General features: G+C 65.7%; 16 protein-coding genes. 6 read left to right on the top strand and 10 right to left on the bottom strand.

The features are described from left to right. Window positions 1-9: 9 nt before the first annotated feature. The 10 genes from J2X19_RS23275 to nac form a co-directional block, all read right to left on the bottom strand. Entirely contained in the window at window positions 10-759 is a 750-nt protein-coding gene (locus J2X19_RS23275; protein WP_310376904.1) for an amino acid ABC transporter permease, read from the bottom strand. Window positions 760-761: 2 nt separating this feature from the next. Continuing rightward, window positions 762-1,463: an amino acid ABC transporter permease gene (locus J2X19_RS23270; RefSeq protein ID WP_116608823.1), complete on the bottom strand. Its 702-nt coding sequence runs from the start codon at window positions 1,461-1,463 to the stop codon at window positions 762-764. Window positions 1,464-1,500: 37 nt separating this feature from the next. Beyond that, window positions 1,501-2,253: an SDR family oxidoreductase gene (locus J2X19_RS23265; RefSeq protein WP_310376903.1), complete on the bottom strand. Its 753-nt coding sequence runs from the start codon at window positions 2,251-2,253 to the stop codon at window positions 1,501-1,503. 212 nt (window positions 2,254-2,465) lie between these two features. Continuing rightward, a complete protein-coding gene (locus J2X19_RS23260) occupies window positions 2,466-3,239 on the bottom strand; it encodes a LamB/YcsF family protein (protein WP_310376902.1) in 774 nt (257 codons plus the stop codon). A gap of 13 nt (window positions 3,240-3,252) precedes the next feature. Beyond that, on the bottom strand, window positions 3,253-3,681 hold the full coding sequence (locus J2X19_RS23255; protein ID WP_310376901.1) for an acetyl-CoA carboxylase biotin carboxyl carrier protein: 429 nt from the start codon (window positions 3,679-3,681) through the stop codon (window positions 3,253-3,255). 2 nt (window positions 3,682-3,683) lie between these two features. Further along, on the bottom strand, window positions 3,684-4,664 hold the full coding sequence (locus J2X19_RS23250) for a 5-oxoprolinase subunit C family protein (RefSeq protein WP_310376900.1): 981 nt from the start codon (window positions 4,662-4,664) through the stop codon (window positions 3,684-3,686). Between the two features lie 256 nt (window positions 4,665-4,920). Further along, window positions 4,921-5,604 carry a 5-oxoprolinase subunit PxpB gene (gene pxpB, locus J2X19_RS23245; RefSeq protein ID WP_310376899.1) on the bottom strand — a complete coding sequence of 228 codons (684 nt, stop codon included), beginning with the start codon at window positions 5,602-5,604 and terminating at the stop codon, window positions 4,921-4,923. After that, complete coding sequence (gene accC / locus J2X19_RS23240; RefSeq protein WP_116608817.1) at window positions 5,601-6,977, bottom strand: acetyl-CoA carboxylase biotin carboxylase subunit; 1,377 nt, start codon at window positions 6,975-6,977, stop codon at window positions 5,601-5,603. Before accC ends, pxpB begins: the two co-directional genes overlap by 4 nt. Window positions 6,978-6,979: 2 nt before the next feature. Beyond that, window positions 6,980-7,447: an acetyl-CoA carboxylase biotin carboxyl carrier protein gene (accB, locus tag J2X19_RS23235; RefSeq protein WP_116608816.1), complete on the bottom strand. Its 468-nt coding sequence runs from the start codon at window positions 7,445-7,447 to the stop codon at window positions 6,980-6,982. A 156-nt stretch (window positions 7,448-7,603) separates the two neighbouring features. Next, window positions 7,604-8,554, bottom strand: coding sequence for a nitrogen assimilation transcriptional regulator NAC (nac, locus tag J2X19_RS23230; RefSeq protein WP_116608815.1), 951 nt, complete (start codon window positions 8,552-8,554; stop codon window positions 7,604-7,606). A 195-nt stretch (window positions 8,555-8,749) separates the two neighbouring features. Between nac and J2X19_RS23225 the strand changes: the two genes are divergently transcribed. Genes J2X19_RS23225 through J2X19_RS23200 form a run of 6 tightly spaced genes read left to right on the top strand, consistent with a single transcriptional unit; the run spans window position 8,750 to window position 14,115 of the window. Further along, window positions 8,750-10,006: an aspartate transaminase gene (locus J2X19_RS23225; protein WP_405048735.1), complete on the top strand. Its 1,257-nt coding sequence runs from the start codon at window positions 8,750-8,752 to the stop codon at window positions 10,004-10,006. A gap of 36 nt (window positions 10,007-10,042) precedes the next feature. Further along, a complete protein-coding gene (locus J2X19_RS23220; protein WP_310376897.1) occupies window positions 10,043-10,714 on the top strand; it encodes an RraA family protein in 672 nt (223 codons plus the stop codon). Window positions 10,715-10,726: 12 nt separating this feature from the next. Then, window positions 10,727-11,728, top strand: a complete 1,002-nt coding sequence (locus J2X19_RS23215) for a 2-hydroxyacid dehydrogenase (protein WP_310376896.1) — start codon at window positions 10,727-10,729, stop codon at window positions 11,726-11,728. A 1-nt stretch (window position 11,729) separates the two neighbouring features. Further along, window positions 11,730-12,299: a gluconokinase gene (locus J2X19_RS23210; protein WP_310376895.1), complete on the top strand. Its 570-nt coding sequence runs from the start codon at window positions 11,730-11,732 to the stop codon at window positions 12,297-12,299. Next, window positions 12,296-13,069 (top strand): SDR family NAD(P)-dependent oxidoreductase, encoded by a 774-nt coding sequence (locus J2X19_RS23205; RefSeq protein WP_310376894.1) that lies wholly within the window; start codon window positions 12,296-12,298, stop codon window positions 13,067-13,069. Before J2X19_RS23210 ends, J2X19_RS23205 begins: the two co-directional genes overlap by 4 nt. Before the next feature lie 11 nt (window positions 13,070-13,080). After that, window positions 13,081-14,115, top strand: coding sequence for an L-idonate 5-dehydrogenase (locus tag J2X19_RS23200; RefSeq protein ID WP_310376893.1), 1,035 nt, complete (start codon window positions 13,081-13,083; stop codon window positions 14,113-14,115). Window positions 14,116-14,251: the final 136 nt, after the last annotated feature.

Here is a 14,251-nt window from a genome sequence, read left to right as displayed (position 1 = left end):
ACGGAAAGTTCAGGATTCAACCGTTGCGCCCGCGGGCTGCAACGCGGCGGGTGCGGTGCCCAGCTGGCCGCGGCGCTTGCGCGCCACGCGCCGCTCCAACCATTGCGCCAACTGGGTAAGGCTGTAGCAGACCACGTAGTAAGTCACCGCCAGGATGAAGAACACGTGGAAGGGCTTGGTCAGCAGCTGGTTGTTGATCTGGTTGGCGGCGAAAGTCAGTTCTTGCACATTGATCACATAGCCCAGCGTGGTCTCCTTGATCGCCGACACGAACTGGCTCAGCAGGCTGGGCAGCATGTTGTACAGCGCCTGCGGAAGGATGACGCTCCACATCGCGCCGAGGTAGCTGTTGCCCAGAGCCCGGGCGGCTTCGAGCTGGCCCTTGGGCAACGCCTGGATGCCGGCGCGTACCACTTCAGACAAGTACGCGCCTTCATAAATCACCAGCGTACACAGCATGGTGGTGAAGCCAGAAACGTTGCGGCCGATCAGCAGCGGCACCAGGAAGTACACCCACAGAATGACCATTAGCAGCGGCACGCCGCGCACCACGTAGACCAGGCCGGTGGTGGGCCAGCGCAGCACGCGCCAGGGCGAGAGCCGGGCCAGCGCAAGTAGCACGCTCAGCGGGAAGGCCAGCACAATGCCCAGTACCGACAGCACCAGCGTGCAGACAATGCCGCCCATCGGGCCATTCGGGTACTGGCCGACCAGCAGCAGCAGCCAGTTGTCGCGCAGGATGTTGAACAGATCGATCATGCTTATCTCGCCCCGGCAATGCTGTAGCGCTTGGACAACCAGGCGCCGGCGGCCATGATCAGCAGCGAGAAGCCCAGGTAGACCAGGGTGGCCACCAGATAGGCCTCGAAGGTGCGGAAGCTCTGGCTTTCGATTTCCTTCACCGCGTGGGTCAGCTCGGCTACGCCGATGGCCATGGCCAGGCTGCTGTTCTTGAACAGCGAGACACTGTGGTTCACCAGTGCCGGCACGGCATTGCGCACCGCCTGCGGCAGGATCACGTAGCGCATCGCGCTGAGGTAACTATGGCCCAGGGCGCGTGCGGCCTCGGTCTGCCCGTCGGGTATGGAGCGCAGGCCGGAGCGCAGGTCTTCGCTGAAGTAGGCGGCCTGGCACAGGCCGAGCGCGACGATGGCGAACAGGGCCTCTCCGTTGTGCTCCGACAGCCAACCTTGCATATCGTTGGGCAATAGACTGGAGATGCCGAAGTACCACAGCATCAACTGCACCAGCGTGGGCACATTACGGTGGTAGGACACATAGGCCCCGACCGCGCGTTCGGCGATGCGACTGGGCATGAGCCGCACGACCAGCAGCACCAGGGCCAGTGCCATCGCCAAAAGCCAGGAGCCCGCGGCGATTTGCAGCGTCATCCGCATGCCCTTGAGGAGCATGGCGCCGAACTCGGCATTCAGCAGGATGGCCATCAGGTCGAAGTTTTTCATACGCGGCTTCTGAAGGACGGGGGGTGCGTGGCTGGCCTCAGGCTTGCGGGCGTTCGGGGCGTGTCGTCGACAGCCCGCCGGGCACCTGCAGCGTCGGGGTGATTTCCATGTGGCCGACGTTGACGGCAATCGGTGCAGCAATGGCGAAGGCGATGGCGTTGGCGATGTCTTCGGCCTGCGGTAGCTCGAAGCCTTCAACAAAGCGTTCGTGGATCTCGGCGCTGTCGCCGTGCACATGGGCAAAGATGTCGGTGGCCACGCGGCCGGGGCAGATTTCGGTGACTCGCACGCGTTTGCCAAAAGCATCGATGCGCAACTGGCGCGACAACATGCTGACCGCGGCCTTGGTTGCGTGGTAAGTGCTGTTACCGCCGAAGTTGTAGGCCCCAGCAATGGAGCTGATGTTGATGATGTGGCCGCGGTCGCGCGCCACCATGCCGGGCAGGGTCAGCCGGCAGATGTGCAGCACAGCACGCAGGTTCACATCGATGAGCAAGTCGATGCCTTCCGCGTCGGCCTTCAGGATCGAGCCTGGCCGGTCCACACCGGCATTGTTGACTACCACATCGAATTCGATTTCCTGGGCCAGGCGCGTCACGCTGGCCAGGTCGCTGACATCGATGGCGTGGGGAATGCAGCCGGTGCGCGCGGCGAGTTCAGCCAGCTTACCGCTACTACGGGCCAGGGCGTGGACCTGCAGGCCTTCGGCGCAGAGGCGTTCAACGGTGGCCGCGCCGATGCCCGAGGAGGCACCGGTCACGAGAGCGGTTTTGTAGTCAGAAAAAGGCATGTCGGGTTTCTTTCTTGTGGGGGGCCGAAGCCTGGATACCTGCGTCGTGCAGGCGGCGTGACCACGAATGGACTGACTTTATCGACGCGGTGTCGATAGCGCCAAGACGGATTGACTGTGAGGCGATAAGCTGCCCTTATGTTGCTCCGCTACAGTGCACGGCCAGGCAGAAAAACGCCACATTGGTGCCCTATGGGGTGGAGTGCGGGTCTTCATGGCGACTGCCGCGAGATCGGCACAATGCGCCCGCCAGTGGCTTCGATCTTGGCCCGCACGGCCTCGGCCAGGGCCACCGAGCCAGGGGTGTCGCCATGCAGCAGGATGGAGCTGGCCCGCATGGGGATCTTGCGTCCGCTGTAGCTGGTGACCGTGCCTTCTTCCAGCAGTTGCGTCACCCGTTCAAGCACTTTTTCGCTGTCGTGGATCACCGAATCGGGCAGCTTGCGTGGCACCAGCAGGCCGTTGTCATCGCAGGCGCGGTCTGCCAGGAAGCTGCTGGCCACGCGCAGCCCGTGGTGGTCGCCCGCGCGTTCGATGGCCAGGCTGGCCGACGAGCTGATGATCAGTCCCGCATCGAAGCGGGCCACGGCTTCGACCAGCACCATCGCCAGCACCGGATCGGCTGCAGCCATGTTGCCGAGCGCGCCATGGAAACTCATGTGTGTCATGCGCCGGCCGCAGGCCTGGGTGATGCCGGCCAGTGCACCCAGTTGGTAGATCACATGGCTGGCCAGCTCGGTCGGGTCGATCTGCATCTGCCGGCGCCCGAAACCCATGAGATCGGGGAAGCCGACATGCGCGCCGATGTCGATGTCGATGCCGCGGGTGGCAGCCAGTCGTACCGTGCGCTCCATGATGACCGGGTCACCCGCGTGAAAGCCGCAGGCGATATTGGCCGAAGAGATGATCTTCAGCAAAGCCTCATCGTCGCCCATGCGCCAGGGGCCGAAGCCTTCACCGAGGTCCGCGTTCAAGTCGATGTCCATTGCAAACTCCTCCTTAAATTGCGTCGGCCACAGGCTCGGTGTCGATGTCCAAAAGCGTCGTGCCATATCCGACCGTGCTGCCCGGTGGCACCTGCCATTCGCCCGGCCAGCCGTCGCAGGGGGCGTGCACCGGCAGCAGCAGCGGCCCGACCTGCAGCAGGCCGAGCAGGCTGCCGGCCTGGACAGCGCTGCCGGGCAACCACAGTGGCGTGGCGTGGCCGGGAATGCGGTCCAGCAGCACGCCGACGGATGTGGCGCGGACCGGCGTGTGGGCCGTCCTGTGAGCAGGTATTGGCTCGGGTGGCATCGGCTGCGCGATGGCCGCGTTGGTGCTGCCATCCCGGTGGATCTCGATCTGCTCGTCCGGACCATGTAGCTCCAGGAAGTCGATGTCGGTCTCGGCCAGCCATGCGGCCAGTTGGCTTATGTCTTGGGTCTGCATCGTCAAATCCTTTGCAGCGCCCAGCGCTGCAGATCGATCATCCGGCCGACCTCGTCCCGCCAGACCTGTACCTCGTCGAGAGCGACCACGGCCGCCTCATAGTCGACCTCGACGAAGCGCACGCGGCTGCCGATCGCGGCCTGACCGAGCCGCCAGAGGTCGGCCTCGATCACGGTGCCGAACTTGGGGTAGCCACCCGAGGGTTGGGCGTCGCGCATCTGCACGATGGGCTGGCCGCCCGAAGGCACCTGGATCACGCCGGGCACGATGCCGTGCGAGCGGATCTCCATCGCCTCGATCGGCACCAGCGGCGTGCCCTGCATGCGGTAGCCGTAGCGGTCGCTTTGCGCGGTGATCTTCCATGCACCGGCCCAGAAGGCGGCGCGCGAATCTTCCTTGAAGCAGGCGTATTCCGCCGCGGGCAGCACCCGCACGGCGGGCAGACCGTCGCGTATCAAAGGCAGGGCGATGGCTGGGGGCAAAACGCCGAAGTCCACCGCAGGTTCCCCCCCCGGTCTGACCGCGCGCAGCACATCGCCTTGCCGCACGGACCGGCCATCGAGCCCGCCAAAGCCGCCGCGCAGCTGGGTGCTGCGCGAGGCCAGGACTTCGGGCACGTCGATGCCGCCGGCCAGCGCCAAATAGGCTCGGCTGCCCGAGCCCGCCAGCGGCAGGTCCAGCGTCAGCACCTGGCCTTGGCGCGCCTGGTGGACCCACCAGGGTGCGAGCGCGCGTTGGTCCAGCCGGGCCTGGCAATCGGCGCCGGTGAGCGCAAAGGCGCAATCCTCGGTGAAGCGAACCTGGAACGGATAGACGGGGATTTCCAGCGCGGCAGCACCTGCAGGATTGCCCAGCAGCAGGTTGCCGACGGCCAGTGCCAGCTGGTCCATCGCGCCGGCGGTGCCAACGCCGAAGCGCAGGCTGCCCAGGCGGCCCGCGTCCTGCACGGTGGCGAGTGCGGTGGAGGAAAGAATTTCAATCATCTAGGGCCTGTTAACACGATGGATGCAAGTGCGGACGTGGTTAAAAAAGCGCCAATCAAGGCGCGGGACGACGGCCAGGCTGGCCGCCTGGCCTAGGACTGCAACGCGGAGTGGCGGTTTTTTAACCACGTTCCCGGCGGGTTGCAGCCCAAAGGACCAGCCGCAGCGTTGCACAGCCTGGCCGGGGTTCACCCCGGCTGCGTTTTGCGCCTCGCCTCTGGCCCTTTGAACAGCAACGCATCTGGTATCCATCGTGTTAACAGGTCCTAACGATGTCCTGAACGCGGAAGCGCACGCAGTCGCCCGGCTGCAGCACGGCCGGTGGGTCCTGCTCCGGGTGGAAGAAGTCCATGGTGGTGCTGCCGATGGTGTTCCAGCCGCTCGGGCCGGCCGAAGCCGACACGCCGGTCTGCACCCCGCCGATCGACACCGAGCCGCCGGGCAGGTTCACGATGGGCACGGCGCGGCGCGGCGTGGCGATGCGCTCGTCCATACCACCCAGGTAGCAGTAGCCGGGATGGCTGCCCAGCGCATACACCGGATAGAGTGGCGCACAGTGCAGCGCCACCACTTCGTCGATGCTGAGCCCGGTGTGCGTCACCACGTCGGCCAGGTGCGGGCCGCCCGCGCCGCCATAGACCACGGGCAGCTCGATGATGCGCCCCTGCAGCGGCAAGGGCTCGGTTTCCTCCCAGGCCTGCAGCACACTGGCCTCGAGCGCCTGCAGCGCGGCCAGTGTGCGCGGCGGCCGGGCGAAGGTCAGCATCAGGTTGTTCATGCCGGGCACGGCTTCGCGCACTTCGGGTAGGGCCTGCAGCCGGCCCGCCATAGCCCAGATGCGCTGTTGCGGCGCCAGCTCCAGCGGGCCGGGTGCCTCGAACAGCAGCGCCGTGGTGCCGAGCAGGGTCAGGTTCGGAGAGTAGGTCTTGGCGCGGTTCATGTACGTTCTTTTTCGGTTGCACGCCCCGTGGCGCGCCGCTGCAGCCAGCGTTCAAGGTGGTGGATGTCGACGCCGCCCTGCTGGAAGCCGGGGTCTTCGATGATCTCGCGGTGCAGCGGCACATTGGTGGCTATGCCCTCGACATGCATCTCGGCCAGCGCCAGGCGCATGCGGGCCAGAGCGTCGGCGCGCGAGCTGCCGTGCACGATCAGCTTGGCGATCATCGAGTCGTAATAGGGCGGCACGCGGTAGCCCGCGCTCACGTGGGAATCGACCCGCACGCCAAAACCGCCCGGGGGCTGCCAGGCGGTGATGCGGCCCGGCGCCGGGGCAAAGGTTTCGGGGTTTTCGGCGTTGATGCGGCATTCCAGCGCGTGGCCGAAACAGCCGACCTGGTCTTGCGTCAGCGCCAGCTGTTCGCCGCGCGCCATGCGGATCTGCTGCTGCACGATGTCGATGCCGGTGGTCATCTCGGTGACCGTATGTTCGACCTGCAGCCGGGTGTTCATCTCGATAAAGAAGAACTCGCCGTCTTCGAACAAAAACTCGAAGGTGCCCACGCCCACGTAGCCGATCTGCTGGCAGGCTTCGGCACAGCGCGCGCCCACCTTGGCCAGCAGGATGCGGTCAATGCCCGGTGCCGGGGCTTCCTCCAGCACCTTCTGGTGGCGCCGCTGCAGCGAGCAGTCGCGACTGCCGAGCCACAGCGCATGGCCATGGCGATCACACAGCACCTGGATCTCCACGTGGCGCGGATGGCCCAGGAATTTCTCGATGTAGACCTCGGGGTTGCCGAAGGCCCGGCGGGCTTCCTCGCGGGTCAGCGCCATGGCGTCCAGCAGCTCGGTCTCGGCCTGCACGATGCGCATACCGCGCCCGCCGCCGCCGCCAGCGGCCTTGACCATCACCGGGTAACCGATCTCGCGCGCGATGGCCAGGATGGCCGCGTTGTCGTCGGGCAGCGAACCGTCGGGTCCGGGCACGCAGGGCACGCCGGCCGCGCGCATCGCGCGCTTGGCGGCCACCTTGTCGCCCATGGTGCGGATGCATGCCGATGGCGGTCCGATGAAGCTCAGGCCGGCCGCTTCCACACGCGCGGCGAAACCGGCGTTCTCCGACAAGAAGCCGTAGCCCGGATGGATGGCCTGCGCGCCGCTGAGCTTGGCGGCATACAGCAGCGCGGCCTGGTTCAGGTAGCTCTGCGCGGGCGAGGCCGGGCCTATGCACAGGGCCTGGTCGGCCTGGGTGACGTAGACCGCATCGCGGTCAGCCTCGGAATAGACTGCCACAGTGCGCAGCCCCAGGCTGCGGCAAGCGCGCTGGATGCGCAAGGCGATCTCCCCCCGGTTGGCGATCAAAACGGTGTCGAACATGCTCAACCCAGACTCAACAACGGCTGGCCGGCTTCGACTTCGGCACCCGACTCGACCAGCAGGGCCAGCACCGTGGCATCGACGTCAGTGCGGATTTCGTTGAAAACCTTCATGGCTTCGACCACGCACACCACCTGGCCGGCTTGGATGGCCTGCCCCGGCGCAACGAAGGGTGGCGCATCGGGCGATGGACGCCAGTGCACGACGCCATACAAGGGCGTAGTGATGGCACTCGGCGCTGGCGTGGCAGCAGCGGCTGGCTGTGGACTCTGGCGCCGGGCACGTACTGGTGCAGGTGTTGACACGGGCGTTGCCGCCTGCGGGTCTGGCGCCTGCTGCTGCGCGGGGGCGCCGGACGCCGTCTTCCTGCGCACCAGACGCAGCTGCGTACCGTCGCGGGTCAGTGCCATCTCGCTGAGGTCCGACGCGGCCATCGCATCGATCAGTGCCTTGATTTCCTGTAGGTTCATCTCGGGTTTCCTGCCCTCGCGGGCGGCGTTCACGCGCTGTGCATCAGCGTGTTCGAATGCCGTTAAGTTACCCAGAGATGGGCCGCGACGCCAAGACCGTTTGGCTTTGCCGGGATAAGGACGTCTTATGACGCTTGGCGCGCCTGCTTGGCGCGATCAGGACGCGGACGCCAGTGCCATGGCTTTCTCGGACGGAAAGCCCGGGTCCGTATCGACATGGAGATCACTCACCAGCTCGAGCAAGATCTCGCGCACCGCCTGCGCCGGCTCCGACAGGGGCAAGTGGTCCGACTGGCACAAGGCCAGCGGCGCCTCGATGACCGGCTCGACGATGCGGCTCTGCCAGGCCATGCCCGAGGCCACGAAGCCACGCGCCATGGAGGCAGGCAGGATGGTCGAGCCCAGGCCATCGGCAATGGCCGCAGTCAAGGTAATGGCCGACTCCACCTCGGCCACCACGCGCGGCGTCATGCCGGCGCGCATGAAGGCCTCGTTCACCAGCTTGCGCACGATGTTGTAGGGCCGCGGCATCAGCAGCTGCACCTCGCGCAGGTCTTCGAGGCGGATGTTCTCGCCGGGCTGGGGCTCGGTGGCCGGGCCAACCAAGTACAGCGCTTCTTTCACCAGGGGCAGAAACTTCAGCCCGTGGATGGCCTTGTCGCCGTAGAGCACGGCCAGGTCCATGCGGCCGTTCATGATGAGTTCGCTCAGCGTCGTACCGTAGCTCTCGTTCAGGTAGAGCAGGATGCCCGGGTGGCGCGCGCGCACCCGGCGCAGCAGCGGCAAGGCCAGCGTGGCGGCGGCGGTACCGGGCGCCATGCCCACCGACACCTGGCCCGAAAGCCCCTGGCCGGCGGCGGCCATATCGCTCAACGCCTGATCACATTGGCGAAGGATGATCTGTGCATGGCGGTACAGGGCCTTGCCAGCCTCGGTGGGGGTGACGCCGCGTTGGGTCCGCACCAGCAGTTGCTGGCCAACTTCGGCCTCAAGGGTGGCGAGTTGCTGGCTCAGCGCCGGCTGGGCGATGAACAAGACCTGGGCGGCCTGTGTGAGGCTGCCGATGTCCACGATCTTAACGAAATATTTGAGTCGACGCAGGTTCATTCAGAGGAGAGCAAGCAAAAGGCGAGCCTAGCATCGCCCCACCCGTGGCGGCCAGAGTGCTAACCCGGTGGGCTCTGGCGGGAAAACTCTGGGCAACGCCGGTCATAAGCTCTACCTATATCGCCAGAGCGAACTTGTCTTGGCTTTCCAAAACGACTGCGCGTAACGTTCAGGCCTGTCCATCCAGCCATCGCCATGGCTACGCCGATCTCACAGCCCAAAGGAAAAGCCGTGTCCCGCTCCCCCTCCGACTCCCGCATTGCCGCGCGAGTGCGCCGCATCAAACCATCGCCCAGCAGTGCCGCAGCAGACCGCGCCAACGAGCTGCGCCGCCAGGGCCGCGACATCGTCAACCTGGTGGTCGGTGAGCCCGACTTCGACACGCCTGCGCACATCCGCCAGGCGGCCTGCGCCGCCATCGAGCGCGGCGAGACGCGCTACACCATGTCGGCGGGTACGCCGGCCCTGCGCCAAGCCATCTGCGACAAGCTGCTGCGCGAAAACGGCCTGGGCTACAAGCCAGGCAACGTGGTCGTGACCTGCGGTGCCAAGCACGCGATCTTCAACGCCTTGTCGGCCACGCTGGAGCCTGGCGACGAGGTCGTCATTCCCGCGCCGTACTGGGTTTCTTATCCGGACATGGTCCTGGCCTGCGACGGCACGCCGGTGGTGGTGGCCTGCGATGAGGCCGATGGCTTTCGCTTGACCGCTGCCGCACTGGAAGCCGCCATCACACCCAACACGCGCTGGCTGCTGCTCAATTCACCCACCAACCCGACGGGCGCAGCCTATAGCGCGGCGGACTTGCGTGCCCTGGCCAATGTGCTGTTGCGCCATCCCCAGGTGCTGCTCATGACCGACGACATCTATGAACACATCCGTTTCGACGGCGAGGCCCTCCCGCACATCGTGGCCATAGAGCCGCAACTGCACGAACGCAGCGTGGTCATCAACGGCGTGTCGAAGACCTATGCCATGACCGGCTGGCGCATCGGCTACGCGGCCGGCCCGGCGGACCTGATCGGTGCGATGGAGACTCTGCAGTCCCAGTCCACCAGCAATGCCTGCACCATCAGCCAGGCCGCGGCGCTGGCGGCGCTGCAGGGCGACCACGGTTTCCTCAAAGATTTCGTCGAGACCTACCGCCAGCGCCGGGACCGCGCGCTGGCGCTGATCAACGCTATCCCGGGCCTGGGCTGCCGCACGCCTGGCGGCGCCTTCTACCTGTTCGTCAATTGCAGCGGTCTCATCGGCCGCACCACGCCGAGCGGCAAACAGATCGACAGCGATGTGGACGTGGCCCTGTACCTGCTCGACGCAGAAGGCGTGGCAATGATCCCGGGCTCGTCCTATGGCGTAGCACCGTATTTCCGCATGTCGATCGCCACCAGCATCGAAGTGATCGAAGAAGGTTGCGCCCGCATCGGGCGTGCCGTGGCCGCCTTGCATTGAATCTTTCCTGTTGAAACCCGCTCCGAAAGCCCACCCATGGAATACAAAGCCCTGCGCAAGAATGCGTCTGCCGACCAGGCCGATACCAAAATCCTCGAAACCCTGCGCTCACTCCCGCTGGCTGCGCTCAGCGACAGCATGCACCGCAATATCGGCACCACGGGTCTGAGCCCCTACCACCGTCCCGGCAAGGAAACCATGGCCGGCACGGCGGTCACGGCGCGTTCGCGCGGCGGCGACAACCTGACCTATCTGCGCGCCCTGGAGTTCTGCCGCCCCGGCGACGTGCTGGTGGTTGACGCCGGCGGAGACCTGAACAACGCCGTCGTCGGCGGCATCTTGTCCTTCTATGCAGCCAGGATCGGGTTGTCAGGCGTGGTCATCGACGGCGCGATCCGCGATGTGGCCGAGATCCGCGAGCGCGACTTCCCGGTGTACGCGCGTGGCGTGACCCACCGTGGCCCGTACAAAGACGGCCCTGGCGAGATCAACGTGCCGATCAGTGTAGGCGGCATGGTGGTCAACCCCGGCGACATCCTGGTTGGCGACCAGGATGGCTTGCTGGCGATCCCTCCCCAAGGCGCAGAACAGATCATCGAGAAGGCCCGTGCGGTGCTGGTGGCCGAAGAGAAAACCATGGCCGCCATGCGTGAAGGCCGCTGGGATCGCAGCTTCATCGATGCACTCGAAGCACGCTGCAACAACTGACCCCCAAACACCATGCGACCTTCCGTCCTGGCCACCCGTGCCACCTTCCCAGACATCGCCGACCGCCTGCGCCAGTATTTCGATGTCACCGACAACCCTTCCGACACTATCTGGAGTCCGACTGAACTCATCGAACGCCTGCAGGGAAAATCCGGCGTGATGAGCACCGGCAGCGAACGCATCGATGCAGCCCTGCTCGACGCCTGTCCCGAGCTCAAGGCGGTGTGCAACGTCGGCGTCGGCTACAACAACATCGACGTGGCGGCCTGCACCGCGCGCGGCGTGGTCGTCACCAACACGCCCGACGTGCTGACCGAGACCACCGCCGACTATGGCTTCGGGCTGATGATGGCCACGGCCCGCCGCATCGCCGAATCCGACCGCTTCGTGCGTACCGGCGCATGGACCAAGACCGGCATCCACGACCACTTCGTCGGCGGCGACATCCAGGGAGCAACGCTCGGCATCCTGGGCATGGGCCGCATCGGCCGCGGCATCGCACGCCGTGGCGCACTCGGCTTCGGCATGCGGGTGATCTACCACAACCGCTCGAAACTCGACGCGGCGCAGGAGGCCGAAGCCGGCGCACAGTATGTAGACAAGCAGACGCTACTCAAGGAGGCCGACCACCTGGTGCTGGTGCTGCCTTATTCCCCAGCTGCCCACCACACCATCGGCGCAGCCGAAATTGCACTGATGAAGCCCTCGGCCACACTCACCAATATCGCGCGCGGCGGTATCGTCGACGACGCGGCACTGGCGGCGGCCCTGCGCGCGGGCACCATCGCGGCCGCCGGCCTGGACGTTTTCGAAGGCGAACCCAAGGTGCACGCCGACTTGCTGGCTGCACCCAACACGGTGCTCACAGCCCATATCGGCAGCGCTTCGGTGCGCACCCGGCGCGCCATGGCCGCATTGGCCATCGACAACCTGATCGCATCGCTCGGCTATGGCCCTCAGGCCGGTGCGCCGCTGACACCGGTGAATGCGGTAAGGCCGCAGGTGCGGAGCTGACGTGGCCGCGCATTTGGCGGACGGACCGACCTGCCGGCTGCTGGTGATGGGGGTTGCCGGCTGCGGCAAGTCCACACTGGCCGCCCAATTGGCGCAAGTGCTCGGTGGCCAGCTGATCGAAGGCGACGACTACCACCCGGCTACGAACGTGGACAAGATGCGACGCGGCATCGCGCTCGACGACGCCGACCGCCTGCCCTGGCTCGACCTGCTCGGGACGCGTCTGGCGGCCTCGAGCGGCCCCGCCGTGCTTACCTGCTCCGCGCTCAAACGCAGCTACCGAGAACGCCTGCGCGCCGCGGTGCCGGGCTTACGCATCGTCTTCATGGAGCTCGACATGGAAGAAGCGACGCGGCGACTCGGCGCACGCCAGGGCCATTTTTTCCATCCTCAACTGGTTGCCAGCCAATTTATGGCGCTGGAGCCGCCGGTCGGCGAACCCGGCGTCTTCCGGATTTCATCCATGCTACCTTTGCCGAAGCAGATAGAGGCGGTCTCGAACTGGCTGCTGTCGACCTCGCAAGCGGGCCTATCCATGGCTTCTTCACACTCCGACCGGGCTTATCCGTGAATACATTCATTCAAAAATTCGACCTGACCGGGCGCACCGCCCTCATCACCGGTTCCAGCGCGGGCATCGGATTCGCGCTGGCGCGCGGTCTGGCACAGGCGGGCGCCGCCGTTGTGCTCAACGCGCGCAGCACCGAGAAACTGGAGGCCGCTGCCGCTACGCTGCGTGCCGAGGGCGCGACTGTCCATACAGCAGCTTTCGATGTGACCAACGGTGCGGCCGTAGCCAAGGCGGTGGCCCAGATCGAGCGTGATATCGCACCCATCGACATCTTGGTCAACAACGCCGGCATGCAGCGCCGCGGCCCGCTTGATCAGTTCGAGGAAGCGCAGTGGCACGAACTGATGAAGACCAATGTAGACAGCGTCTTCCTGGTCGGACAGGCCGTGGCCCGGTGCATGATTCCACGCGGGCGCGGCAAGATCGTCAACATCTGCTCGGTACAGAGCGAAATGGGCCGCCCCGGCATCGCGCCCTACACCGCCAGCAAAGGCGCGGTGAAGATGCTGACCAAGGGCATGGCCATCGACTGGGGGCAGCACGGCATCCAGGTCAACGGCCTCGGCCCGGGCTACTTCAAGACCGAACTCACCGATGCGTTGGTGAAGAACGCCGAGTTCACCCAGTGGCTGGTCAACCGCACACCTTCGCGCCGCTGGGGCGATGTGGAAGACCTCTGCGGCGCGGCGGTCTTCCTCAGCAGCGCGGCCTCCGACTTTGTCAATGGCCACATCCTGTACGTGGATGGCGGCGTGACCGCAACGCTCTGAAAGAAACTCCTATGGAAGCACTCGTCATCCACGCACCAGGCGACCTGCGCGTCGAAACTTTTCCCACCGCCGAACTCGGCCCCGGCCAGCTGCGCGTGCGCGTGCGCTGCGGCGGCATCTGCGGCTCGGACCTGCATTACTACAACCACGGCGGTTTTGGCACTATCCGTATCCAGGAGCCTATGGTGCTCGGCCATGAGGTCGCCGGCGTCATCGACGCCGTGGGTGAAGGCGTGGTCGGCTTTTCCGTCGGCGAACGCATCGCTGTAAGTCCGAGCCGCCCCTGCGGCGTGTGCCGCTACTGCCAGGAAGGCCTTCAAAACCATTGCCTGGACATGCGCTACTACGGCAGCGCCATGCGCAATCCGCACGTGCAGGGCGCGTTCCGCCAAGAGATCGTGGTCGACACCCACCAGGCGCACAAGCTGGCCGACCGCGTCAGCGACGGCGAAGGCGCCATGGCCGAACCGCTGTCCGTGGCGCTGCACGCTGTGCGCCGCGCCGGCCCGCTGCTGGGCAAGAAGGTGCTGGTCACTGGCTGCGGTCCGATCGGCGCGCTGATCATCATCGCCGCACGCCGCGCCGGTGCCGCCCACATCGTGGCCACCGACATGAGCCACCATCCCCTGGGCAAGGCGCAGAAGGTGGGCGCCGACGAAATCATCAACGTAGCCGAAGAACCGGACGGCCTGAAGCGTTTCACCGCCGACAAGGGTACGTTCGACGTGCTGTTCGAAGCCAGCGGCAACGAACGCGCGCTGCGCGGCGCCCTGGATACGCTGCGCCCGCGCGGCATCATCCTGCAGGTGGGCTTGGGCGGAGACATGAACCTGCCGATGAACGTCATTGTGGCCAAGGAATTCGACCTGCGCGGCGCCTTCCGCTTCCACGAGGAATTTGCCATGGCAGTGGAGTTTTTGAACAAGGGCCTGGTGGATGTGAAGCCGCTGATCTCGGCCACGCTGTCGTACCGCGACTCTGCCCGTGCGTTCGCCCTCGCGGCCGACCGCTCGCAGGCGATGAAAGTGTTGCTGAACTTCGATTGATTTCGTGGCGAATCCATACGCCATGGTTTTCAAATTCTTCAAGGAGACAAGAATGCTGATAGGCGTGCCGCAAGAGACGGCGACCGGAGAAACCCGAGTTGCCCTGACCCCCGAAACCGCCAAGAAGCTCGCAGCG

This window comes from Rhodoferax ferrireducens (assembly GCF_031458075.1).
GTDB lineage: Bacteria > Pseudomonadota > Gammaproteobacteria > Burkholderiales > Burkholderiaceae_C > Rhodoferax_B > Rhodoferax_B ferrireducens_A.
The sequence above is the reverse complement of the archived record's forward strand: the minus strand, read 5'-3'. Positions and strand labels throughout refer to the sequence as shown.

Bases quoted from the DNA above. Each gene is read 5' to 3' on its own strand.
- J2X19_RS23275 (WP_310376904.1), bottom strand. From the start codon at position 759: ATGATCGATCTGTTCAACATCCTGCGCGACAACTGGCTGCTGCTGCTG.
- J2X19_RS23270 (WP_116608823.1), bottom strand. From the start codon at position 1,463: ATGAAAAACTTCGACCTGATGGCCATCCTGCTGAATGCCGAGTTCGGC.
- J2X19_RS23265 (WP_310376903.1), bottom strand. From the start codon at position 2,253: ATGCCTTTTTCTGACTACAAAACCGCTCTCGTGACCGGTGCCTCCTCG.
- J2X19_RS23260 (WP_310376902.1), bottom strand. From the start codon at position 3,239: ATGGACATCGACTTGAACGCGGACCTCGGTGAAGGCTTCGGCCCCTGG.
- J2X19_RS23255 (WP_310376901.1), bottom strand. From the start codon at position 3,681: ATGCAGACCCAAGACATAAGCCAACTGGCCGCATGGCTGGCCGAGACC.
- J2X19_RS23250 (WP_310376900.1), bottom strand. From the start codon at position 4,664: ATGATTGAAATTCTTTCCTCCACCGCACTCGCCACCGTGCAGGACGCG.
- pxpB (WP_310376899.1), bottom strand. From the start codon at position 5,604: ATGAACCGCGCCAAGACCTACTCTCCGAACCTGACCCTGCTCGGCACC.
- accC (WP_116608817.1), bottom strand. From the start codon at position 6,977: ATGTTCGACACCGTTTTGATCGCCAACCGGGGGGAGATCGCCTTGCGC.
- accB (WP_116608816.1), bottom strand. From the start codon at position 7,447: ATGAACCTACAGGAAATCAAGGCACTGATCGATGCGATGGCCGCGTCG.
- nac (WP_116608815.1), bottom strand. From the start codon at position 8,554: ATGAACCTGCGTCGACTCAAATATTTCGTTAAGATCGTGGACATCGGC.
- J2X19_RS23225 (WP_405048735.1), top strand. From the start codon at position 8,750: ATGGCTACGCCGATCTCACAGCCCAAAGGAAAAGCCGTGTCCCGCTCC.
- J2X19_RS23220 (WP_310376897.1), top strand. From the start codon at position 10,043: ATGGAATACAAAGCCCTGCGCAAGAATGCGTCTGCCGACCAGGCCGAT.
- J2X19_RS23215 (WP_310376896.1), top strand. From the start codon at position 10,727: ATGCGACCTTCCGTCCTGGCCACCCGTGCCACCTTCCCAGACATCGCC.
- J2X19_RS23200 (WP_310376893.1), top strand. From the start codon at position 13,081: ATGGAAGCACTCGTCATCCACGCACCAGGCGACCTGCGCGTCGAAACT.